Here is a 23,579-nt window from a genome sequence, read left to right on the forward strand (position 1 = left end):
TTGAGTTGTGGAATGTTCATCAGGTGCGTATCCGGACAGCGGATGAATCAGTCACCTGATTCACCCGCTTCCTTTACGACGACGTGTCAGTTAGGAGGCTTCTGAGCCAGAGTGGACAACTAGCGACTGTCGGCTTTGAACTCACATTGAATGTTTTTACCCAAGATCTCATGCTCTTACTCGTGATACTTATCCTCGCGTTTGTCGGAAAGGTTGTGGGCAGTTGGCTGTTCGCCCTGCCGACAAAGCTGACAAGCAAAGAGGGACTTGTTATCGGACTCGGAATGAACGGACGGGGAACGGTCGAAATTATTATCGTCTCAATCGGCCTCTCACTGGGGATTATTTCACAGTCACTCTTCTCGATCTTAGTATTTATGGCGATCTTCACGACTGCATTGGTCCCCCTGACGGTGACACTCGGCGTCGAGTGGCTTGAACGAGCCGGCGAGCTCGTCTATATGGATGAGGATCCAACAATCGAACCTGAAGCGTAGGTAGGGTTCGTACGGCCCAACTGGAAGGCTGTACAACCTGATCTATTGAACATGGAGTATGGCGGCGGGATTGGTGTATGTTGAACCGAGGGATCATGTATTTTAATTGAGGGTCGGCATGACTTGCCCGCCTGTTTCACCGATGTTTAACCTAACCATCGAGATGGCTCAGTACAGCAAAGCATTTTACCGGCGTCCTTCCTGAATTGGAACGAAGACGTCGGGCGATGGAGTCCGCCTTCCCCAACCGCCGATACGGCTGATGACTCCTACTAGAGGTCCATCAGATGCTACGCAGACAACTCATCCGGCATGGGGAAGCCATCGTACTGATCGCCGTTGGCGGGGTCGTAGGCGCGAATCTTCGATACACGATGGGTGCAATCGCCGGCGGCGCACTTCTCACGACCCTGCTCGTCAACGTCACAGGGAGTTTCGGACTCGGCCTGCTCCTATTCGATGCCCGAGCGGACGATCTCCTCTCGAAACGGGCGCGATACGTCTTCGGAACGGGATTGCTTGCGTCGTTTACCACCTACAGCACCTTCGTGGCCGACGTCGCCCTGGCCGTACCGGAACTCGCCGTTCTCTACATCTGTGCAAGCTACATGGCAGGGTTCGGTGGGGTACTCATGAGTCGGACGGTCATCTCGCGAGCGTCGAGGGGAGCGATCCGGCCACCGTCTCTGGGGGACGACTGATGGAGGTCCTGCTGATCAGCATCGGCGGCGCGCTCGGAGCCGTCCTGCGTTATGTTGTGGGACAACTGCTCGACGCCCAAAGGTTTCCATGGGGGACACTCGTGGTGAACGCAGTCGGGAGTTTTGTCCTCGGAGCGGTTATCGCCGGCGTGACCAACGGCGACGCCCTCCTCGTCGTGAGCGTCGGCTTTTGCGGGGCGTTCACGACGTTCTCGTCGTTCAGCTTTCAGACCGTCAATCTCTGGGAACAAGGACGGCGCACGGCTGCATTCCTCAACGCACTCGGAAATCTCGTGATCTCTGGGATCGTTTGAGGTTGGCTGGCTTCTCGTTGAATAATCACCTCTATTAGGAGAGAAGAGAACGGACGCCGTCTGGTACTTTTCGACGAAATTAATCGATCTGAACGTCGGATTCACGTCAGGTTAGGGCGGTAGGTGTTACCCGCTACCCTGTACGTCACGCTGGCTCTGATTGAGGATTGGGTCCACGCAAAGGATATCATCGAATAGCCTTCTGATTCAGCAGTTCGACGAGACGGTCTCGCCGGTCGAGGCGCTCGATCAGTGAGTTTCGTCTCTCCATTTTGGCGTTTGAGGAGAGAGGGCGCAATCTAACAGGCTTTCCCATGAACGTCACTGAGTTTCCTATCTGTTGATCATGAACGACCGATTCCGAACGATCCAGCGCCGCGACCGGAATAGACCTCTAAGCGGCTATCGATGAACTCCCATCGGAATCCCTGTCCGATTCTATGTCGAATTCATTTCGGAAGACTGGGACGGGTTTTTGAACGCTGTCAGCGCATCCTCCGTATCAATACCGCGTGAAAGCAAGGTCACGATATCGTCTGCCTGGAGAATCGTTTTCCCCTGGGGAGTGAGGAGTTGATCGTCGCGTTCGATGGAGATGATCAGAATCTCTCCTTCGAGGATGTCGTCAGCGACGGCTTGCTCGATAGATGTCCCAACGATGGGTGCTCCCTCAGCGACGGTAATCTCAATGACGTTCGCATTTCCGGCGAGACTAATGAAATCAGTCGGGCCACGTGGTTGCTGTTCATTGTCTGGGCCAAATGGTGTATAGGGATCATCAGATTCATCACGGATGAGATGTTCTTCCTCGATCTCGAGTCCCATTTCCGACAACGCATGTGCGATACGCTGGAGCGATTCGACATTTTCACCAATAGCTTTCACGTGAAGATTCCGCTTCCCACTCATCAACTCTCGAACGTTGACCACCCCCGGAATCGACCGTACGTCATGAGCCAAGGGTTCCCGTTCAGCAACTGGCACATTGCAGATATAGAGGTTCATTAATCGACCTTCAGCGCGCTGGAAATCGATGTTGGCTGAGTATCCGCGGATAATTCCGTTCTCTTCGAGTTGGTTGATCCGATTCCGAATTGTCCCGGGGGATACATTCAACCCTTCCGACATTTCCGGGGCGGATATTCCTCTTGCATCCGTCATCAACCAGTAAATTGTCCGTTCATCGATTTTATCGAGGCGAACCTCTCTGTTTAGTTCAGTCGTCATATTCCAGTTCTCCTATATACCGCACGTACGAGTTCTATACGTAAATTAACCTCCCTCCCATCCGTCTTTAGCTACTTGACTTCGCACGTTAGACGAACATCCCGTCGATCTGGTCCATTAGCTCGTCGATGCTGCGGTCTGGACTGGTCAGTGCCCACGAAAGAAGATTCTGAACGCTTTCACGGAAGGATCGTTTGACGTCGTTTCGGAGTGAACTCGCGTGTCCGAGAATCGTTCCAAGGGCGCTGTGTGCAGCACCGAACTTGAGGAGACTGTAGGCCAGCATTAGCAGGTGCCAGTGCCGACTGGCACCTGCGGCATGCCGTAACTCGCAGTCGCCAAAACCAAGATCCTGCTTGGTGTCCCTGAAGAACGTCTCTACCCGCCATCTCATCGCATACAACTCGATGAGATGGCTTGCCGGCGCGTCGATTTTGTTCGACACGATGTACTTCACGCTCGGTTCCTCGTCTTCGTCGCTTGATTCTTTCTCAGTGATCAGGAGTTTCACTTCCCCAAGACGACCGACATCACGTTTCTGCGTCCAGATCTGATAGATGTCGCCGTTAACAGTTCGTGGGACTGTGTCGATGCGCTGGCTGAGCGCATCGACACGGATTCGATCACCGCCATAGCTGACGCGTGTATCGCTCTTGACGGCTGAAACCCACTCTTTCCCGTACCCTTCGAGATGAGTGACGAACTCCTCGGAACTGTAGAACATGTCGAAGAGATAGGTGTCTGCGCGGACACCTATCTCGATAAGCTCGTCAACGAGTTCGATAGCGAGTTCAACGCGGCGTTTGTCGTTTTTCTTGTAGAGACGAAAGCCAAGTGGGTAGGTGGTTTTCTCGTCGGCGTAGAGTGCGTAGACGATGTTCTGTCCCCAGATGTAGCTGTGGATGCCGTGGTCGTAGTATTTCCCTGCGTGAGGGATTTTCTTGCCCGTTTTGTGCGTGAAGGTGTCGTCATCATCGACGACACCTTCACTGCTCCATCTCGTGTCATCGGCTTGTTGGAGCAGTGCGAGACGTTCTTTGTTGAGGTGATCTTCGTCCCAGTCGTACTCGGTGAGGAACTTGTTCAGAGCACGCTCGCTTTTGGCTGGGAGAACGATGTTTGAGATACCCTGAACGGTCTTGTTGCTGGCCGCAACAAGACCTGTCACGTAAGTTTTGGCGTGGTGTTTCTGCCGGGTCGAGAAACACTCGAACCGGTCGATTGGTTCAGTACACGATAGGAACGACGTTATCGGCAGCATCCACGTTTCACACGCCCTATACGGGCTCTAACGAGATAACGTGCGAAGTCAAGTAGCTAAAGACCAATGACCTCCCTCCAGTACCTCAGTGATTATTCTTCAGTTACCTCACCGAGATATCTCCACAGTAGTTTCGATTCTCCTTCGGGTCGAGGTTCCTCCTGGACGTGGTAGAGAAACGGTCCATGTGGACACTCATCGCAATCCTTTCCACATGGTTGTCGTTTCACAACGAGCGTGTACTCCGGATATTCCTCGATCCGTACTATTTTTTCTCCTGAATCGGCCTTAATTTGGTCACTCAGGCTCTGATGGGTGTACTTGTACCGTTCCTGTGCATAGTCGATGAGAGCTTGTATCTCGGTGTCGTCTAGTTGACCGATCTGCTCCACAAGGGTTGCTGGGAGCGCGTTTGGGGGAGCCGGCTCAGTATCTTTTTTGGTCATGATTGGTGTCTGTTGTTTTGATTGGTCTCATGTGTAGAGGTCGAGCCGTCTGAAGACGGTTCCTAGAAGCACGGCAACTGGGATAATCTCTAGTCGGCCGACCCACATATTCACGATAATCATACCTTTTGCAATGCTGGGCATTTCTGGCCGGACAACCCCGGCATCGAGTCCAACATTACTCTGTGCGCTCATCACATCGAAGATGATGTACTCTACTGGGAACGCGGACGAGTGAGTCCTCAGGAGAACAGCGACTCCAATGATGAGGAATGCGATCCAGAGAACGAACACAACGGTCGCTTCCGTGTATTCCCGCTGGACTTGGTCTTCATCGAGTGTCCGCTGACCCATCTGTAGGTGTCGAACTGCACTCGAAGGATAGAACACGTCCTGGATCTGCCAAACAGTGCCTTTTACGAGCGTGATGACTCGAACGAGCTTGAGACCGCTAACTGTTGACCCGGCCGAAGCACCAGTGAGCATCCCTATACATGCTATGAACGTTGCCCCGGCAGTCCACGCCCGTTCGGTGCCACTTCCGATCGTCGTTGTCCCGAACCCGGTGTTTGATGTCGCTGAGACGAACTGGAACAATCCGATTCGAATCGTTTCTTCGACGGACTCGTACTGCTGGTTCGAGAGCAATAGTGCAGTCAGGATGATCGACCCAATACTAAACCAGAGAAACACCCATCGGGTCTGGAGATCGGTATAGAAGTTTCGCAACTCACCTTTGAAGATCAAATAATGGACGGGGAAGGCGATGCTCCCCGCGATCATCACTGGCACGACAGCGTACTCGATAAGTGGGCTGCCGTAGTGAGCGATCGAATCCGCGTGAACCGAGAATCCGCCAGTGGAGATCCCAGTCATACCGTGATTAATGGCGTCCCACAGCGGCATACCGACGAGAAGAAAGAGCACGACTGAGCCGATCGTCAGCCCGAGATAGATCTTCCAGATCTCCGTTACCGTATTTACGATGCTTGGATGGATCTTCTCGGATCGTGCTTCGCTCTCGTAGAGGGTGAGTGAACCACTCCCCGGACGAGCAAGGATGGCGACAGTCAGAACGATAACTCCAACGCCGCCGATCCACTCAGTGAATGACCGCCACCAGTGAAGCGATCTCGGGAGCTGTTCTTCGATCACAGCCATCGTTAGGCCAGTTCCAGTGAAGCCGCTCATACTTTCGAACACCGCGTCAAGCGGATTCAGGAAGATCGCAGTCGTATCATCGAGAGGTGGAGTGTTCATCCATGTGGGGAACGGATCAACTGCCATCGTCCACGCGATGAGCAGAAAGGGGATCCCTCCAAGAACACCCACAGTTGCCCATGCAAGGGCTGCAGTCACCATGGCCTCTAGTTTTTCTGGCGATGATGCGTTACTAAACTGGCGGGCCACAATAAGGCCGAGACCGCCCATTATGACGGCAGAGACGGCAAACGATGGTATTGCATAATACTCCTCGTTTAGGCCTGCAATGACGATCGACACGAGCAGCATCAGTGAGACAACCTGAAGGATACGGCCGACGTCGCGTGCAACTGTTGAGAGTGTAATCATGGCTACGGTACTGGTAAGTCCTTAATCGCTATTCGTATCGTGACCGAATGCTGAAAGAACAACGTCTAACTCCTCGTCATTGACGAGGACCGTCACGAGGTCTCCCGCCGATATCACCGTGTCACCTTTTGGCGTCAGTACGTCAGAGCCGCGTTTGATAGCAGCAATGAGCACATTCTCTGAAAGAATTCCTGCCTCTCTGATGTCCGACAGCGGCTGCTGAGTTACCGGGGCGCCCTCCTGAGGCTTGATTTCGATGAACTCGGAGTCCTCACTCAGATCCATGAAATCTTGAATTCCAGGATAGCGGACTGAATGATACAGGTAATCTGCGATGAGTCGCTGCGGATTCTCGATAATGTTGACACCGATCTGTTCGAAGATAGGGATGTGAACTGGATCATGGACGACGCTGACCAAGGATGGGACGTCGTGTTCGCGCGCAAGCAGCATCACCATCGTATTCACCGCGTCAATGTTCGTTGTACTGATCACCGCATCAGCACGATCAACACCGGCTTCCTCTAGAAGATTGCTCTCTGTGGCGTCAGCGTTGAGGACTAAACAATCGAATTCGCTGGAGATCTCGTTTGCGACCTCTTCGTCCTTTTCAATTGTTACGACGTCGTTCCCGTCGCCGGTCGCCATTTCGACTAAGTTCCGTCCAATCTTTCCGGCGCCAACAATAATTAGATACATTAGTCTGAGATCTCAGTAAATCCGTCTTCATCGGCTTCAGGTAGAGTGATGACCGGACACGGACTCTCAGTGAGGAGCCGCTCTTTCACATCGTGTGAGAGCAGCCGGGAAAGCCGTCCTTTCTCTCGAGGTTTAAAGACGATCGCAGTTGCGTCATGTTCAACTGCGCTGGCGACTATTTCATCAACGACATCGGTCCCGGCGCGGAGCTCCGTCTGAAAGCCGTCTACTGTCTCCAGGAGTTCTTCTCCGATTTCGAACCACCCGCGGGCTTCCTGTTCCAATGCCTCGGGACTGGTCGTATCTATATAACCCTTTGTCTGTTCAATAACATAAAGGAGATTAACTAGCTCGACTGTTTCATCGAGTTGTGGGAGTAACGCCTCGCACGTCGCTCTCGTATCCTCCTCGTTCGAAATTGGGACAATAATCCGGTGTAGCAACGAATCAGTCATAATCGTTGTTCCTCACGGCGTCTCGACTGAGTCACTCGCCAACACTGTTTCCGTGCCTTGGTTGGTGATGCTAACATAGCCCTATCTACTAGTTTTTCAAAACGCAATATAACAGTATCGAAATTACGTATACAGTAAGACGCCCCAAATAAATTGCTGTTCTAGGACTAATAGGTTGGATTCTACAATATTTTCGCTCTAGAAACGGATTGTATCTGGAACCCATACAATTATGTGTCTTCTCCCTCCAAACGAGGTATATGAGTAGTATTACTCCTCCAGGAATATTCGACCTCCAAATTAGGTATCATGGAGATATCGGCCGGTCCCTGTTTACAGAGACATGAATGATCAAGAACTTGCGCGTGATCTGGGATTCTTAGAAGCATACACTCTAGGGCTTGGAACGATGATCGGTGCAGGGATTTTCGTTCTCCCTGGTATCGTTGCCGGACGGGCCGGCCCTGCCAGCATGATTTCGTTCGCTATCGGGGGCTTTGTCGCATTATTGGCTGCACTCTCATTGTCAGAGTTGGCGACGGGAATGCCCAAGGCTGGAGGAAGTTACTATTACGTCAATCAAGCGCTTGGTGGGTTCTTCGGGAGCATCGTCGGTTGGGGGATGTGGGGCGGGCTGATGTTTGCAACCGCGTTCTATATGTTGGGATTTGGACAATATCTAATGAATGCCCCGTCCGAAGCGTTTTCTGTTGTGATTGCTGCATTAGTGATGGCAGCGCTGCTGGTTGCGATCAATTATCGGGGCGTCAAGGAGACTGGATCCTTACAAAACGTTATCGTCATTATACTCCTCGTATTGATTTCTTTCTTTATTATCGTAGGAATGATGTCTCTCGATCCGGATCTGTTGACGCCGTTTGCCCCTGAAGGGTGGGGGCCCGTTGGACTTACTGCAGGTACTGTGTACGTCACGTTCATTGGATTCGAAGTGATCGCTACGTCCGCCGAAGAAATCAAAAATCCTGGACGTAACCTTCCGCTTTCGATGATTGCTGCGGTTGTCACGCCGACGATCCTCTATGTGTTCGTGATGGCTGTTTCAACTGGCCTCTTGCCAGTTGAGGTGCTCGAAGATTCTCCCATCCCAGTCGCGGATGTTGCAGCTGCGTCTGTCGAGCGGTTCGGAACATTGTCAGTATTTGGTCTTGTTGAGGTTTCGCTGGGATGGATCGCATCAGGTGCGATGATAATCGGAGCTGTGCTGGCTACGGTATCATCTGCGAATGCCTCTATCCTCTCGGCGGCCCGCGTCAACTTCGCTATGGGACGAGACCGGATTCTTTCTGACTGGCTCAATCGGATCCATAATGCGTATCGAACGCCGTATCGGGCGATTATTGCGACCGGCGTGGTGATTCTTCTTCTGATTGCTGGCCCGGTACCTATCGATACACTTGCAGATGTGGCAGCCTTCATGTTTCTGATTACGTATACATTAGTTCACGTATCACTAGTCGTCCTGCGACGGGCCGATCCTGACGGTTATGAACCCGATTTCAAAATCCCGAATTATCTGTATCCAATTGTTCCGATAGTGGGCTCGTTGGCCTGTCTCGGGGTAATGGCACAGATGCGGCCGATCGTCCAAGGAATTGGGCTGGTGATCGTCGCCATCGGTGCGCTCTGGTACGTGATTTATGCGCGTAAACGATCTGAAGTTGCAAGTCTATTGGGGGAAGCCGTCGCACCGAATCCCGGACAGGACACGGAGACTGAAGAGCGGTATACCGTCATAGTTCCGATCGCTAATCCTGAAACCCAAGACGACCTTCTCCGCTATGGAGCAGCGAGTGCGGCGGGTCATGAACGCGACGGCGAGCTCGTCGCTGTCAACGTCCTTGAAGTCCCACCTCAAACCTCACTGGCACAGGAGGTCGAGATGGAAGAAGAGCGTGTCGAGAGACAAAATCAAATTCTCACACAAGCACGGAGTATCGGACAGGAAATGGAAGTACCTGTTCGAACGCGTGCAATTGTTGGACGGGATACAACTGACGTATTGCTTGACGTCATTCGGGAAGAAGGAGCTGACCAGATCTTACTCGGGTGGGGTGGAACACAGAGCCGCCAGGAAACTGTGTTCGGCTCAGTTATCGATCGAATACTTGAACGTTCTCCGTGTGAGGTCACGCTTATTCGAGACTCTGATGAAATTTCAGAGATCGTCGTTTTAGCGGGTGAAGGCCAAAACGCTCCAGTAGCAGCTCAGCGAGCTACAGAGTTCTCGCGGTCATTCGATGCTGATCTTCGATTATTGAACGTTCAACCGGAAGAGGCTGGCGAGGATGAGGAAGGCAGACCGATTGATCCCCGAGAAGAAGGGGAGCGAACGATCAACAGCCTCGCAGCAACTGTCGGCCTCACCGATGACGAATATACTGCAGATGTCCGTGTTTCAGAGAACGTTCGGGATACCCTCATTGCGTCGGTTTCCGATGCTGATACAGTCGCCGTTGGTGCGACAGGGCAAAGCTTCGTCGCGCAGACGCTATACGGAACGATCCCGAAAGCTATTGCTGAAGCTACTTCTGGAACCGTAATTTTAGCGAGGGGAGAAAACAGGTCTCCCCGTTCACTTCGTGAAGCAATTGTCCAACGTCTCGGAGGAGAGGTCGAATCCTGACATATCCAACCTCTATGAGTTAGGTCAGTTTACCGCCTTCAATTTCAGCTAATCATATCTAACACCTCGTCAAGGATAGCCGCGTCAACAAAAACGACTACGTGGTCTCCCGGTTCCACAACGGTAGCTCCACGCGGTGTGACGAGTTCACCACGTCGAGAAATCGCCCCAATCACGACACCCGTGGGAAGGTCCGCTACTGCTGTACTAATATCACGTCCTACAAGAATACTGTCCTGATCAACCTCAATCTCGATGACCTCTGCACGGTCATGTTCGAGCATCGCGATTTTTTCGGTATAGTCCGCGCGGGTGAATCGAACGATCTCTTCAGCGGTCTCCTCGCGAGGATTAATCGCTACGTCGACACCGACGGCTTCGAACAAATCTAGATAATCTGGATTTTCTATGACAGCGACGGTTCGATCAATACCGAGCCGACGAGCGAGTAGTGAAACTAACAAATTCTTATCATCTTCCCCAAGTGCTGCAATGACGATATCTGCTTCATCGATATGCTCCGTCTCTAGGAAATCGATATTCGTTGCGTCACTCTCTAACACGAGCGTGTTTGGAAGCAGTTCGGCCATCTCCTGAGCGCGATCATGGTCCTGTTCGACCAGACGGGGTTGATAGCCATGTTCTTCGAATTCGCGGGCCGCCTGGAACCCAATTTCACTAGCCCCGACAATAACGATTTCATCAGGTTCGATATCGGTCGTCGGCGTAACATCCTCCGCAAATGAAGTGATTGATTCGGGGCTTCCGATGACGATGACCCGATCACCAGCGCGGAGTTCAGTGTCCCCAGTAACGATTCGCATTTCCTCGCCGCGGAACAGCGCTGCAAACGTCAGTGAGTCATATCGGTCAGCCTCCTGAACGGTCTGACCCGCAACCGGGCTGGTCGACTTGAGTTCGAATTCAGCCATACGGATGAGCCCACCGGCAAACGTCTCCACATCTTGTGTCGCGGGGAGCCCTGCAATATGGAAAATGGCCTGCGCTGCAAGGAGATCCGTACAGACCATGAAATCAACGCCAAAAGCGCCTTGAGACCCTTCCCAGGTAGTAAGAAGCGTCCGCTGACGAACTCGAGCGATCGTGAATGCGTCGCTGTCCGTTTTCGCAGTCCCACACACAACGACGTTCACCTCATCAGAGTCGGTACATGCAATAACTAGATCTGCTTTTTCGACGCCTGCTTCTCGAAGAATCTGCTGTTCAGTTCCATTGCCGTGGATTGCGAGAACGTCAAGTGAGTAGGTGAGATTGGAAATTATTGTATCATCTTTGTCAATGACGATAACGTCATGTGTGTCCTGAAGGTTAGCAGCGATCGAGCGACCGACCTGCCCGGCACCGACGATTATCACGCGCATGGATTCCACCGTCTCTGTTGTTGGCTATGTTGTGTATCCATCTGTTTAGTCACCTTTCTCCATCCCCCATAATAGTTTGAGAACCCCTCCATGACACCTTTTTTCTCCCTGGTCCATGATGATGGTTCACTCCTATACAGTACACGCTCTTATGAAGCAGGGTATTGATGACGGCAGTCCGGCTACGGGTAGTCGAGAAAACTACGTTTTCTCCCTGGAAAGTCGCTATCTTACCGTTCAGTTAGTGCTAATAGTTTCAACCAAACTGCTGAAGGGGTTTCACCAGCAATTTCTTTCCGAGAGTACATCGAAAATTATACTATCGCTTCCAGAAGGGGCCCGTGAACAATACAAGGACCGGAATGATTTCTAATCGGCCTGCCCACATCAGGAATACCATCAAGAGCTTCGTCGAGCTCGGGAACTCTAGATAGCTCCCGAAGGGTCCGAGCGTGCCGAAACCGGGGCCGATGTTCCCGATCGTCGCCAGGCTCGCACTGAGCCCTTCGAGTATCGATAACTCGAGGCCAGCACGGCCCGCGTCGAGGATGATTATCACCGTCGCAATCCCGAAGAGCAGCAGGTACATGAACGTAAATCCGACAATCCCACGAAGCACCTCCTCGTCGACGATGTAACCACCAAGTCGAATCGGTCGAACAGCGTTAGGATGGGCAGTGGTATAGAGCTCCCGATGGACCATTTTGAGCACGACGAGCCATCGGATGACCTTGATTCCCCCGCCGGTCGATCCCGCGGAGCCACCGATAAACATCGCGAAGAGAAGCACTGCTTGTGCCATCGTATTCCACTGAGCGAAATCACTCGTCGCGTATCCTGTTGAATTCATCAGTGATCCGATTTGGAACGCCGCCTGCCGTGCTGAATTTTCAAGGCTCCCTTCTGTCGTCCCTCCCAGCTCCAAGGCTGGAGCTGCGCCGGTGAATAGAAGTCCCCATAGAATAACAATTAGTCCAACTATTGCGCCAATGTAAGCTTGGAATTCCCGATTTTTGATAAATGAATGGTATTCTCCTTGAAGAACGTAGTACCAGAGAGCGAAGTTAATCCCTGCGATGATCATGAACGGAATCACGACCCATTGCACGGCGGGTGAGAACGCTGCAATACTCTCTGCTTCCGGAGAAAATCCGCCCGTTGGGAGGGTCGTAAACCCGTGTGCGATGGCATTGTAGACCCCCATATTGGGTGCTAAGCCGACGCCATGCAAGATCAGGAGTAAGCAGATATAGAGGATCGTGAAAGCGAAATAGAACATCCAGAGGAGACGGGCGGTTTCTGCGATCTGGGGCGTCAGCTGTTGGAGCTCGGGACCCGGAGCTTCCGACTGAATCAACTGAGCCCCGTTTACTGCAACCTGGGGAAGGATCGCGACCATGAGAACAATAATCCCCATGCCGCCGAGCCATTGTGTTAGTTGGCGCCACATGAGGAGCGCATGCGAGTGCTGCTCAGTCGATATCTCACCCATGACAGTCGCCCCCGTTGTCGTAACTCCGGAAGTTGATTCAAATAATGCGTTCACCGGGTGGGCAAGTGTTGAATCCGTTCCGTACCCAGCGATCACGTAAGGAATTGCTCCAATCAGACAGACTGCCCCCCATGCCAGTGCGACGAATAACAGTGCTTCGCGTGAATGGAAATCGTCATCTTCTCTCAGTTGTTCGAGTGCTGTGCCAACCCCAACTGTGATTATAATAGTAAGAATAAATGGCAGAATTCCCTCTCGGTATAGAAGGCTGATAACAAGCGGAATACACAATGGAAGTGCGAGATATTTGAGGACCGTTCCCGTCAACGCGACACTTTGTTTCCAGTCAACTTTCACAGACATAGCCAACCACCGGTGGAATTTCCGAAACCAAGAGACATGACGCCGAAGACTCGATCTCTCTCAATGAACCTTCCGGTATAACTCATTTCAGCAGGTGAAATAGATGAATATCGCATTTCACTCCTTGCAAAGAGATCATGTAGACAGGACAGTGGTCATTTGGTCCAGGAGGATTTATTGCTGCTCCCTTCTTATTCTTCATAATGGGTTTGCGAAGGATTATCGTGCCCGAGTCGGCCAATCAGATCCTTCTGATCGTGTTACTGTGGATCGGTGTGACGGTCGCGATCGCACAGATATTTAATTCTCCCTTGGTTAGGTGGGAAACGCTTCTCGGAAGCATCGTCGTCTTCACCTGGACGGTATGGGCCGTGTACTATCGACTTGGTCAGTATCAGCAGGAAGAGTATGCCCGCAACAGGGAAAACAGGTGAGAGATAGGTTGAAGCCTTCCATGAGAACGGATTGCTGTTGAGAGCGCAGAGAGAGTGAGTTCTTAACACTGAGGAGTGTTTCTATCGACTATGGAGGAACACATCAACAACGGATTTCAGGAGTTGCTTGACCATGTTCTCCTACCAGTTGCTCATGAGGACGACGCTCGAGAGACAGCACTCACACTTGAGCCGTATCAACCACGACGAGTAACGACACTTCACGTTGTCGAGAAGGGGGAGGGTGTGCCAGACAAAACGCCTGTCGAACAATCGGAAGCGATAGCGGAAGAGTCGTATGCCACTGTCCGACGTGTATTCCCCTATGCCGAGGACCATACCGCCTATGCGAGGAACGTTGTCGAGGCGATCATCGACACTGCTGATGACGTTGACGCGAGTGCCATCGCATTTCGCTCTCGTGGTGGGAACCGGCTCATGCACTTCCTCTCCGGTGATCTTTGTCTCAAGCTCGTCACGACCGCGGATCGACCTGTGATTGCTCTTCCACGTCAAGATTCGATTGAATAGTAATATAGGGAGCGTTGGTCATTCAACTGGTTGAACGTAACGCAAACCCAGGAGTCCCGGTCGGTGAAGATCAATCACGGCGTTACTTAGAGCTGCAAACGCATTCTTGAGAATCTCTCCAATCGATAAGATATTAGTACGTGTTTACCCCCAAATCGATTCTGTCACTCTCACGTAGATTCCTTTCATCAGGTGTCGTAGACCGATGCAACAGGCGATCAAACCCACCTCTGAGGGATGGTCTCCCGTTCGGAGACCATCCCGTCTCGTCTGTTCATGACCTCTTCAGAGCCTACTAAAGAAGGGATCCTCGAACGCCTCGTTGCGCTTGAGGAAGAGAACGAAAAGCTTCGTAAGGAGAACAAACGGCTCAGAGCCAAGCTCCGCTGGCACGAGGGACCGCATACATCTCTGAGCAAGGACCAATCGGATCAAGAAGAGTCGTCCTCGTCCTCACCGGACGAGGACGACGAACAACCACGTACTGACGGTGGCACACTTGGTCGAAAGCCTGGACACGACCCGGAATGGCGGTCCGCACCTGATCCAGCTCGAGAAATCGAGTCACCTGTGGCTGCTGTCCAGAGTCCGGTGAAGCGTTCGACGAATCGGCGGGCGTCAGCCCCCGACTCGTCGAGGAACTTCCGGATCCACAGCCACCCGAAGTCAGTACAACCGCCACCACCACGAGTGTCATTCCTGTGGGACCGAGACTGTCGCCTCACACCCCGACTGCCCCGATGAGGGGAAGTTCGGGGTGAACGTCATCGCACAAGCGGCGTTATCACGGTACGACTACCGTCTTCCCTACCGGAAGATCGCTGACCGATTCGAGCAGCTTCATGGGTTGGAACTGTCGGTGCGTCCGCGTGGTACGCGACCGAGCGCGCTGCGCGCGCCGGTCGCTGCGAGTACGAGCAAATTCGTCGGCAGATCCAGGATGCCGACGTCGTCCACGTTGACGAAACCGGCGTCAAGCGGGACGGTGAGCAAGCATGGATCTGGACGTTCAGGACCGAGGAGCACACGCTCCGGCACAGCGTCGCCTGGCGGATGCTCCGAGCCGAGGAGGACAACCGGGTGTATCACGTCCGAAACCGACTCCGCCACTCCTCGATCCTCACTACTGAGCGAGAGTACGACCACTTCCAACGGATCTAACTTGAGTATGTCACCTCCACCTTTCCCATTTATACTCTCCCTTCTAACAGAGGACATCAAGAACAGTTTTCTAATTGAGGTCCTGTTGTAGTACATTAAGTGAGCTGGAGACTCAGTACCCGATATGAGCGAGAACGACGGAATCGAATATGAGCTGATTAGTGTCGAAGAGGTGCTCCAAGAGATGAAGGATATCGCCGAGCTGCTCATTGACCTCTCGTATTCGTCGGTCCTCTTCGAAAACACAGAACTCGCAGAGGAATACTTGCTCTCGAAGACGAGATGGACTTCCTCCAATTACAGGCTCGAATGAGCCTCGTGATGGCTGGCCGCTGTCCTGAGGAGGCAGAAGCCCTCGCTCCCGTGTTCGGTATTGTCGGGGCTGCCGAGAAAACCAGCGATGCCACAGGAGACATCGCGAAGGTTATCCTCGAAGAAATGGAACTTCCACCGACACTTCGTGAAACACTCCCTGATGCTATCAAAACACTCGCACGAGTGACCGTCAGTACAGACTCACTGTACGCCGGCCGAACGCTCGGAGACATTAATCTGGAGACGGAGAAGGGTGTCCGCGTGCTTGCACTCAGGCGTGACGACCAATGGCTCCTCAACCCGACTCGTGAGACAGCTCTCCAGGCTTCGGATGTCCTGTTCTGTCGGGGGACTGAGCAAGGATTGGCGCGTGTCTACGAGACGGTCACGGGTGACCCGTATGCGACACAATCGCTTGAGGACCTCGACCGGGCTGTCGAAACGGTCGCGCTTATGAAGAACATGAGTGAACTGACCGTTGATCTCGCGTACGGGAGCGTTCTTTTAGGCAATCCAGAACTCGCTGAAGAAGTTCACGAACTCGAAGTCGATGCTCTCCAATCGCGGTTCGAGATCTGGGCGCTTCGTGCAGCCAAGGCGATTGACGATCCAGTGTCAATTCGAAGGCTACTCCATATCGCGACCAGTACAAAAGATATCAGTGATTCGGCCCTCGAAATCAGCGAGGGCGTGCTTCGTGGCGTCGGGAGCCATCCTGTCGTCGAAGCCGCTGTCCGGGAATCCAACGAAATCATCGACCGAACGACTGTTGCATCTAGGAGTCGCCTCGATGGGACGACGATCAGTGATGCCGAGGTGAAGACGCGAACGGGGATGCACATCGTAGCGATCCGCCAAAAGTCAGTGGAGAGCAACGACCGAACGAAGTACTATATCTCGCCGCTGCCGGACACAACACTCCGTGCTGACGACATGCTCATTACGAAAGGGAGGCACGCTGGAGCCGACCGACTCTCCGATTGGGCGGCGTAACGATGGTCGAACATTGGTCGGTCCGGTCGATTACGCGAGCGCTCTTGCCGATTCTGCTCGTCCTAACGGTCCTGGAACTCGTCGGCGGCCTCACGTTGGGGTCGTTCGAAGCGATGCTCCTCCAGTATCCGACGCTACTCATCTTAGTTCCAGTCATGATCGGGACGGCCGGGAATCTCGGCAGTATCCTGTCGGCCCGGATGTCGACGGCGTTCCATCTTGGGATGCTCTCGTTCGAGTGGACCGACGAGCAGCTCCTTGGAAACATGATCACGACTGTGCTACTCGCCGTGAGCGTCTTCCCCGTCGTTGGCGCTGGTGGGTGGGCCATCATCGCAGTGACCGGTAACCCACGGCTTTCGGTGAGGATGGTCGTGACTGTTGCCCTCGTAAGTGGACTCATCCTCGCGTTTCTAGCGATTCTGGTGGCCGTCATAGCGACGTACGCGGCCTATCGCTTCGAGGCCAACCCTGACGACGTCGTCATCCCCGTCGTCACGAACGTCTGTGACGTCCTCGGCGTGCTCGTGCTCTTCGCAGTCGTGCAACTTCTCGTCTCATGACACGCGATCTCGATTCAACTGAACTGAGCAGCTTTTTCAGCCAGAATTTCGTGTACTCATACGGAACGGTAGCTAGCCTGTCTCCGACCGAATAGTCATGTCCGTCGTCTCAGTCGTCAAGGACTCGTATCGAAGCGCACTCCCGACGGTACTGGTGAGTGCGTTCGGCGGGTTACTCGCGGGAGCGATCCTCGGTGGGATGGATGCCGAACTCAAAGCAGTTCAAGGCCTGCTCGTAATGGTGCCAGCGTTTTTGGCGATTCGTGGGAGTGTTTACGGGTCGCTCGGGTCTCGGTTGTCGAGCGCCCTTCACCAGGGGTTGATTGATCCGGTGTTCGAACCGGACGACCGCCTCGTGAATGCGGTCGTAGCTGCCTTGCTCAACGGGCTGCTTGCCAGTGTAGCCGCCGCCATTCTCACCTACGCGATTCTTTCAGTGATTGGCCACGCCGTCGCGCCGCTCAGGGTACTCGTCTTCATTGCCTTTGTTGGCGGCGTACTCGCCGGACTCATGTTGACTGCCGTCATCGTTATCGTGGTGTTCATGGGGTATCGTCAGGGGATAAATCCTGACGATCTCGTCGGGCCAGCGATGACGACGGCTGGTGACATCTTCGGGATGGCGTCGTTGTTTATTGCAACGAAGATTGCAATGTCATTATTGTAATCGGCCTTCAGCTGATGACCAACGTCGAGATACGCGTAAACGGAAGGAGACGCTTCAGATCCAGCCCTGGCGACGGAAGTTGATGAGCATCATGCCGGCGAGAGTTCCCATTCCGATCATGACTGCTGGATACCCGTACGTCCAGTAGAGTTCTGGCATGGCGAACGGCGTGTCGGCGAAGTTCATTCCGTAGACCCCGACGACGAACGTGAGCGGGATGAAGATCGCCGCGACGACCGTGAGCGTCTTCATCACCTCGTTCGTCGACTGCGAGACAGCGTTCAAGTAGATGTCTCTCGACCCACCGGTGAGATCGCGGTACGTTTCGATGAGGTCAACAACCTGGGCGAGGTGGTCGTAAACGTCGCGGAAGTACTTCTCATTCTGCTCCGCAACCTCGGGAATATCGCCTCGTGAGAGGTTCGACATCGCTTCGCGAGCAGGCCAGGCAATCTTTCGGAACGCGAGAAGGTCCCGTCGAACGTCGTTCAAGTCTTCGAGCAGTTGGGGATCCGGCTCGCCGAGGACGCGCTCTTCGATCGCTTCGATGTCGTCCTCGATCTCGTCAAGGAGGTCGAAGTAGCCGTCGACGATGGCGTCCATGATCCGGTAGGCAAGAAAATCCGTGCCACGGTTCACGAATCGTCTGCCGTTCTTTATCCAGTGCGGCGCTGACGGATCAATGACATCGATATTGTCTGTGGACATCGTGACCAACCAGTCCTCGCCGATGAAGAATCCGACGGGGTGGGTTTGGATTTCCTTATGAAACTCGATATCGTCGCGCTGGCTAAGACGCGCCGTTTTCATCAAGACGAACGTGTGGGTATCATACTCTTTGGTTTTCGGCCGCGTCTCCTCGCGAAGCACGTCTTCGATGGCCAACTGATGGATATCGAAGCGGTCTCTGAGAGCGTTCAGTTCGATCGGTTCAGCATCGTCTGCGTGGATCCATGTCTCACCGGATGTCTTGAGCGCGGTGTCGAGATCGTTGTGACGGGCAACGCCATCAGTCGTATACACTATCGCGTGGAGGGTCATATGTCCCTCCGCCCAGCGGATTGCGGTCCGATTGCGACGAGTGCGATGCCGACTATGACTGCGGTAATGGAAAACGCGCGACCGGGATAGGCGACGTAAATCCCGGCGACGTACCCGATGAATCCCACGAGGGACAGGGCGACTCCCGAGATTGTGCTCCGGTTCATATGAGAGTGAAATAGCACCTCGTAAAAAAGAACATATGGTAATGAGAGAGCAAGGACTGATTGGTGAAATACGACAAAGTGCACCGATCAAGAGATGCCAGTTATCAGGATGATCGCTCCGAGAGAGGACACATGCATTGAGACTACAGTTGGTATAGCAGGCCTGTGATGCGCGGCATTGGACAGCGTCGCCACGTTAGGCGTTTTTAACTTCTAAGGCAGTGATAGCGATTCTCGTCTCGCGGTTTCCAGACGTGTAGTGCTCTCGTGAGTGGGCCACCGCCAAGTTCGTAAACCGCGTTAGTCGGGGATTCCGGGCCCGAGTATGATCGTTGGTATGGAGAGACTCCATGGTTCGGAGACCAGGCCAAAATGGGTCTGTAACACATAGGGGCTGGACTCCTCGATGGTCGGGGGTTCGTCGGACAACTCCGCTATGTTTACCATCGGTGTTTGGTTAAGCAGTAAAATCGAGAGCAAGAAGCCAGATTCTGGGTTTGTTAATACGGATTATTTCTACAGGTCTTTTCGTGGACCATTCTGCTGTGCAGCTCGGAGAATATGTCCATGATGAGTCGGGTGCACCAAGTGCACCCACTCATGTTTATCGAGATTCCCGGAGCCGAACAATCAGTTCACGGGTTGTGGAGGTTCGATCTTCATCGGAATCAAAATACGCTGAGAGGACTGCTTCGACGATCTCGGAGCGACTGGCTCCGAGATCGACACAGGCATCAACGAGATCGTCAAGTTGCTGGGCGACTTGTGGTGACGGCGAAATACCGAATTTTGGGCGTGTCATCGGACTCTCTCACCTATTAGTGCACTCAGTGCACCATAACCACATCGGGTACAGAACAGCTCGTTTCGCCATTGAAAATCAGTTCCTACCGTGAAGACATCGTAGTCAAATCCTGGCGCAGTCTCTCGATTTTTCTTAACCGAACACGGATGCTATGTTTACTGATTCCGGTGATGTGAACTCTATCTCGGCTGTTTGTCCGTCAGAGGTAACGGTCTGATCGAGCGAGTAGTGTACTTCTATTATCTCGTATTTGCCGACAGGTACCGCCAAGTTCTCGACGACCGGAACGCCGGTTGCAGTAGAGTCACTTTTCAGACTCACCGTTTGCTCGACAGGGATAGTAACTTCCTCATCCCCTGTGGTGGTCAGGATGAGTGACTCATATTCGACCGAGAAGGAGCTGAACGAGTCCATGTTGTGATTCGGGGGGAACATTCGAAGGTCGACGGGTGCGGTCCTGTCTCCTGTCGGTTGTGTAGTGGGTGATGGCGAGGAATTCTCATCATCATCCGTTGGCTCGGAGTCTGATGATGTGCTGTTACCGTCATCATCCGTCGAGTCAGAGTCCGATGATGCGCTGACGTCGTCGTTCCCGAGGCAGCCTGCGAGTCCCGCGATGCCTCCAGCGCCCAGCATTCGAAGGACATGTCGGCGTTCGATTCAGTTCGTGGTGTGCTTTGGGCCGTACCTCGTTTCCCTGTCCGTATTCGCTGTCTCTTTGCTTGACTTCATATCTATACGCTCCCCTCGCTTCTGTCTATACACTCCCTATCGCCCGTGTTTGGTGGTTCAATTGGATCGTGCTTGATCTCGATGTCTTGTGTGCTGCTTACCATGTGTTGTCTCAGGGAGAGTATCCGCCTCGGGGCGGTTCCTTGTTGATACTAATCAAGAGAGGTGACAGTCAGTTATACGAACCGAGTGGGATTGTCCCGTCCGATGACACCGTCCCAGGCCATGGGACAGGAATTAGTAATCATGATGGGTACCAGGCCGACCCAATCCGACTTGCACCTATGCGAACCGCTGGATCACTGGTGCTGGATCGACGATTAGCCAGTGGGCTTAATATCGTCTTGACTGATTATTCGAATGTGTATAGATCACAAGGGCCTAACGGTCCAGGCTCGCAACCTGTAGGCCGGTCGACCGGAGTCATCGAGTCGACTTTTTTCTCTGTATATGTCGGTGAAACGGATGTTACGTACAGGTGACACATGTACCGCGACCAGTAGAGACCGCCATGAAATCCATCACACATAGCGTGCAAGACTCAGAGAGTGTATTCAGCACCCGATCGAGATTTGTTCCACCGATAGAATTTTTAATCACCTGGCAAGTTCGAACCATGCTACGAGACGATGTTGAGCGAGCCTTACGAGACCGTCACCAGCAGGACGGCTACGTCTTTCCAGCCTACAAGGATTACTGCTTCGGCAACGTTTCCGACACAGTCAGTTCAGTTCTAGACGCTGGTGGCCGTCGATCACTCCCAGGCGATGTCTTCGAGGGAATCGACACAGCAGTGGACACGGTAGTCCTCGTCCTCATTGACGGCTTTGGTCTCGAGTCATGGAAGCAACACCGTCACCGGTGTGGCATTCTCAACAGACTCACAGAGGAAGGAACGGTGACACCGTTGACTTCTATTTATCCATCTGAAACAGCAGCAGCAATCACCACGCTTGAGACGGGGCAACTCCCGTGCGAACATGGTCGTATCGGCTGGAATGTCTATGAACCTCAGACTGACATGACGTTCGTTTCACTTGGTGGCGAGGTGAAAACCGGCGCATCTAGGGATTCTGTCGCCGAGGAGTCGGCTTCAGGTTGTGAATTTCACTATACGAAGATGCGTGACGCCGGAATCGACTGTCACCGTTTACAGCCATTCGATAGCGGAGTTGGCGACGTGACACAGCATACCTACGACGGCCTCGAATCATTAGGGGAACGCCTGTCGGCAGTTATGGCAGGAATTGACGGCCCCGGATACGTCTATGCGTACGTTCCTCACGTGGACCACGTCTCTCACGCCGAAGGAACTGATAATGAAGCTTATGCAGAAACAGTGAGTGCCGTCTGCGAGCAGGTATCCGATTGTATCGATCGAATTGACGAACGAACCGCAGAGCAGACCCTGTTGCTCGTAACAGCCGATCACGGCCACGTGAACACGGATCCTGACCGTAACATCGACCTCTCAGCGAACTCGACGGTGATGGCGAATCTCCGGCGGCACGCAAATGGAACTCCTGTTATGATGGCCGGCAGCCCGCGAAACGTCCACCTTCACCTTCAAGAGGGGACGGTATCAGAAACTCGACGGGCACTATCAAACTACGATGCCCAGATATTCACTCGGGAAGAAGCATTTGACAGCGATCTGTTCGGAGATCGACCGGTGACCGATCAGTTTCCGCCGACGGTGCGGTGATCTGGTGGTCACTCACCGTGAACTAGGAATGTGGTTTGGTGATGTCGAACCAGATGAGCTGTATCTGGCCGGGATGCATGGTGGACTCCATCCGGAAGAAATGCTCGTGCCATTCGCGGCAGCTCGTGCCTCGACGCTTGTCTAACCGGCTCGCCCTTCTATCTTAAATATAAGATAAAATACCACTCTTATTTGATTATTACTTGGACGATCAGTACGCAACTTGAGGTAACGATCGGATTAGTCTCACTAACCTCAACTCGCGGGACCCATTTTTCACGAGAGGGGCGGCCGATTCTCGCGGTATGTACAGGGGTAGCGAGGAACATCCACAGCCCTAATCCAGCGTAGCCCTGAATCGGAGATGGATGGATTTCGTCGAGAAGTACCAGACGGTGTTCGTCCTTGTCGCCATCGTCGGCGGGCTTGCGCTGGGTCAGTTTTCGGGTGTCCCTGCTGTCGCGGATCGGCTGATCCTCCCGTTTCTGATGGTGATGCTGTTCGCCGCGTTCGCTGGTGTTTCGTTCTCCCGGCTCCGTGCGGCGTTCGGGAACCGGCGTGTCGTGGGGTCAAGCCTCCTGGTTAACTTCATCTGGAGTCCGCTGTTGGCTGTTGGCCTCGGTGCCCTCTTCCTTCGTGATTACCCTGCACTATGGGTTGGTCTCATCATGTTGCTGGTCACGCCCTGTACGGACTGGTATCTCATCTTCACGGACGTTGCCGACGGGGACGTCCCGCTGGCGACTTCGATCCTGCCGTACAATCTCGTCTTACAGCTGGTACTGCTCCCGGTGTATCTGTACGCCTTCGCGGGCGCGCTGGTTGAGTTGCCCCTCGGTCTGTTGATAGAGAGCATCGGGCTCGTCCTCGTGGTGCCACTCGTCTTCGGCGGGCTCGCTCGGTGGGGGTTAATCCGGACGAATGGAAAGACGTGGTTCACCGATCGATTCCTCCCGAGGTTGAGCCCGGTCCAGATCGTCTTTCTGAGCCTCGCGATCGGGGCGATGTTCGCCTCGCAGGGTGACGTGATCGTCGAGAACCCAGAACTGCTCGCGTTGCTCGCGATCCCGGTCGCCGCCTTTTACGCGATCAATCTCGGTATTGGGTTCGGTATCGGCCGTCTGCTGTCGTTTTCCTATCCGGAGATGGTCTGTTTCAACAATACGATCCTCTCGCGGAACTCCCCGACGGCGCTGGCGATCGCAGTCGTCGCGTTTCCCAACGACCCGCTCATTCCGCTCGCGCTCGTCATCGGTCCGTTATTGGAACTGCCGTTGCTGGAGATCATCGCGCAAATCCACGTCGCGATCAGAGACCGGGATTGGTGGCCGTTCGACCCCCGATCTATGCTCGAAAGTGGCTGAGATCAAGAGCGCTTTGTTCGCACTCGGATGTAACGATTGGATTATCTC

General features: G+C 53.4%; 18 protein-coding genes, 4 pseudogenes and 1 riboswitch. Of the genes and pseudogenes, 12 read left to right on the top strand and 10 right to left on the bottom strand.

What is annotated here, in order from left to right; translation table 11 throughout:
• Positions 1–125: 125 nt before the first annotated feature.
• The 3 genes and pseudogenes from DVH23_RS20775 to crcB form a co-directional block, all read left to right on the top strand.
• A pseudogene (locus DVH23_RS20775) lies at positions 126–497 on the top strand (cation:proton antiporter); the annotation flags it as partial.
• Between the two features lie 214 nt (positions 498–711).
• Positions 712–776, top strand: a riboswitch (Fluoride riboswitch).
• Between the two features lie 8 nt (positions 777–784).
• Positions 785–1,198, top strand: coding sequence for a CrcB family protein (locus DVH23_RS20780; protein ID WP_114579294.1), 414 nt, complete (start codon positions 785–787; stop codon positions 1,196–1,198).
• Positions 1,198–1,512 carry a fluoride efflux transporter CrcB gene (gene crcB, locus DVH23_RS20785; protein ID WP_114579295.1) on the top strand — a complete coding sequence of 105 codons (315 nt, stop codon included), beginning with the start codon at positions 1,198–1,200 and terminating at the stop codon, positions 1,510–1,512. The genes DVH23_RS20780 and crcB overlap by 1 nt, the downstream gene beginning before the upstream one ends.
• Before the next feature lie 438 nt (positions 1,513–1,950).
• On the opposite strand, the gene DVH23_RS20790 is transcribed toward crcB, so the two are convergent.
• From DVH23_RS20790 to DVH23_RS20810, 6 genes are all read right to left on the bottom strand, one after another.
• Positions 1,951–2,739 (bottom strand): Lrp/AsnC family transcriptional regulator, encoded by a 789-nt coding sequence (locus tag DVH23_RS20790; protein ID WP_114579296.1) that lies wholly within the window; start codon positions 2,737–2,739, stop codon positions 1,951–1,953.
• 88 nt (positions 2,740–2,827) lie between these two features.
• A complete protein-coding gene (locus DVH23_RS20795; protein WP_114579297.1) occupies positions 2,828–4,000 on the bottom strand; it encodes an IS701 family transposase in 1,173 nt (390 codons plus the stop codon).
• A gap of 92 nt (positions 4,001–4,092) precedes the next feature.
• A complete protein-coding gene (locus DVH23_RS23875) occupies positions 4,093–4,446 on the bottom strand; it encodes a hypothetical protein (RefSeq protein WP_157972542.1) in 354 nt (117 codons plus the stop codon).
• Between the two features lie 27 nt (positions 4,447–4,473).
• Positions 4,474–6,018 carry a TrkH family potassium uptake protein gene (locus DVH23_RS20800; protein WP_232833865.1) on the bottom strand — a complete coding sequence of 515 codons (1,545 nt, stop codon included), beginning with the start codon at positions 6,016–6,018 and terminating at the stop codon, positions 4,474–4,476.
• 21 nt (positions 6,019–6,039) lie between these two features.
• Positions 6,040–6,717, bottom strand: a complete 678-nt coding sequence (locus tag DVH23_RS20805) for a TrkA family potassium uptake protein (protein ID WP_114579298.1) — start codon at positions 6,715–6,717, stop codon at positions 6,040–6,042.
• On the bottom strand, positions 6,717–7,172 hold the full coding sequence (locus DVH23_RS20810) for a universal stress protein (RefSeq protein ID WP_114579299.1): 456 nt from the start codon (positions 7,170–7,172) through the stop codon (positions 6,717–6,719). Before DVH23_RS20810 ends, DVH23_RS20805 begins: the two co-directional genes overlap by 1 nt.
• Positions 7,173–7,515: 343 nt before the next feature.
• Between DVH23_RS20810 and DVH23_RS20815 the strand changes: the two genes are divergently transcribed.
• Positions 7,516–9,816 carry an amino acid permease gene (locus tag DVH23_RS20815; RefSeq protein WP_114579300.1) on the top strand — a complete coding sequence of 767 codons (2,301 nt, stop codon included), beginning with the start codon at positions 7,516–7,518 and terminating at the stop codon, positions 9,814–9,816.
• A gap of 44 nt (positions 9,817–9,860) precedes the next feature.
• Here DVH23_RS20815 and trkA read toward each other — a convergent pair whose 3' ends face one another.
• Together trkA and DVH23_RS20825 are read right to left on the bottom strand one after the other, a co-directional pair.
• Entirely contained in the window at positions 9,861–11,198 is a 1,338-nt protein-coding gene (gene trkA / locus DVH23_RS20820) for a Trk system potassium transporter TrkA (protein WP_114579315.1), read from the bottom strand.
• Positions 11,199–11,517: 319 nt separating this feature from the next.
• Entirely contained in the window at positions 11,518–13,053 is a 1,536-nt protein-coding gene (locus DVH23_RS20825) for a TrkH family potassium uptake protein (protein ID WP_114579301.1), read from the bottom strand.
• A gap of 524 nt (positions 13,054–13,577) precedes the next feature.
• On the opposite strand from DVH23_RS20825, the gene DVH23_RS20835 reads away from it, so the two are divergent.
• From DVH23_RS20835 to DVH23_RS20855, 6 genes and pseudogenes are all read left to right on the top strand, one after another.
• Positions 13,578–14,018 (top strand): universal stress protein, encoded by a 441-nt coding sequence (locus tag DVH23_RS20835; protein ID WP_198668038.1) that lies wholly within the window; start codon positions 13,578–13,580, stop codon positions 14,016–14,018.
• A gap of 237 nt (positions 14,019–14,255) precedes the next feature.
• A pseudogene (locus DVH23_RS20840) lies at positions 14,256–15,050 on the top strand (transposase); the annotation flags it as partial.
• Positions 15,042–15,179, top strand: a pseudogene (locus DVH23_RS24785) (site-specific integrase); the annotation flags it as partial. The pseudogenes DVH23_RS20840 and DVH23_RS24785, both read left to right, overlap by 9 nt.
• A 124-nt stretch (positions 15,180–15,303) precedes the next feature.
• Positions 15,304–16,487, top strand: a pseudogene (locus tag DVH23_RS20845) (potassium channel family protein).
• A 2-nt stretch (positions 16,488–16,489) separates the two neighbouring features.
• The gene (locus tag DVH23_RS20850) at positions 16,490–17,050 is read left to right on the top strand and encodes a magnesium transporter (RefSeq protein WP_114579303.1); all 561 of its coding nucleotides are present in this window, start codon (positions 16,490–16,492) and stop codon (positions 17,048–17,050) included.
• Positions 17,051–17,147: 97 nt separating this feature from the next.
• Positions 17,148–17,717 carry a magnesium transporter gene (locus tag DVH23_RS20855; protein ID WP_114579304.1) on the top strand — a complete coding sequence of 190 codons (570 nt, stop codon included), beginning with the start codon at positions 17,148–17,150 and terminating at the stop codon, positions 17,715–17,717.
• Between the two features lie 54 nt (positions 17,718–17,771).
• On the opposite strand, the gene corA is transcribed toward DVH23_RS20855, so the two are convergent.
• Positions 17,772–18,758 carry a magnesium/cobalt transporter CorA gene (gene corA / locus DVH23_RS20860; RefSeq protein ID WP_232833868.1) on the bottom strand — a complete coding sequence of 329 codons (987 nt, stop codon included), beginning with the start codon at positions 18,756–18,758 and terminating at the stop codon, positions 17,772–17,774.
• A 1,104-nt stretch (positions 18,759–19,862) separates the two neighbouring features.
• Positions 19,863–20,366: a hypothetical protein gene (locus DVH23_RS23880; protein ID WP_157972543.1), complete on the bottom strand. Its 504-nt coding sequence runs from the start codon at positions 20,364–20,366 to the stop codon at positions 19,863–19,865.
• Positions 20,367–21,078: 712 nt separating this feature from the next.
• Here DVH23_RS23880 and DVH23_RS20870 point away from each other — a divergent pair.
• Positions 21,079–22,167: an alkaline phosphatase family protein gene (locus DVH23_RS20870; protein ID WP_198668040.1), complete on the top strand. Its 1,089-nt coding sequence runs from the start codon at positions 21,079–21,081 to the stop codon at positions 22,165–22,167.
• 368 nt (positions 22,168–22,535) lie between these two features.
• A complete protein-coding gene (locus DVH23_RS20880; RefSeq protein WP_114579306.1) occupies positions 22,536–23,531 on the top strand; it encodes an arsenic resistance protein in 996 nt (331 codons plus the stop codon).
• The last annotated feature ends 48 nt before the right edge of the window (positions 23,532–23,579 follow it).

This window comes from Saliphagus sp. LR7 (genome assembly GCF_003344565.1).
Classification (GTDB): Archaea; Halobacteriota; Halobacteria; order Halobacteriales; family Natrialbaceae; genus Saliphagus; species Saliphagus infecundisoli.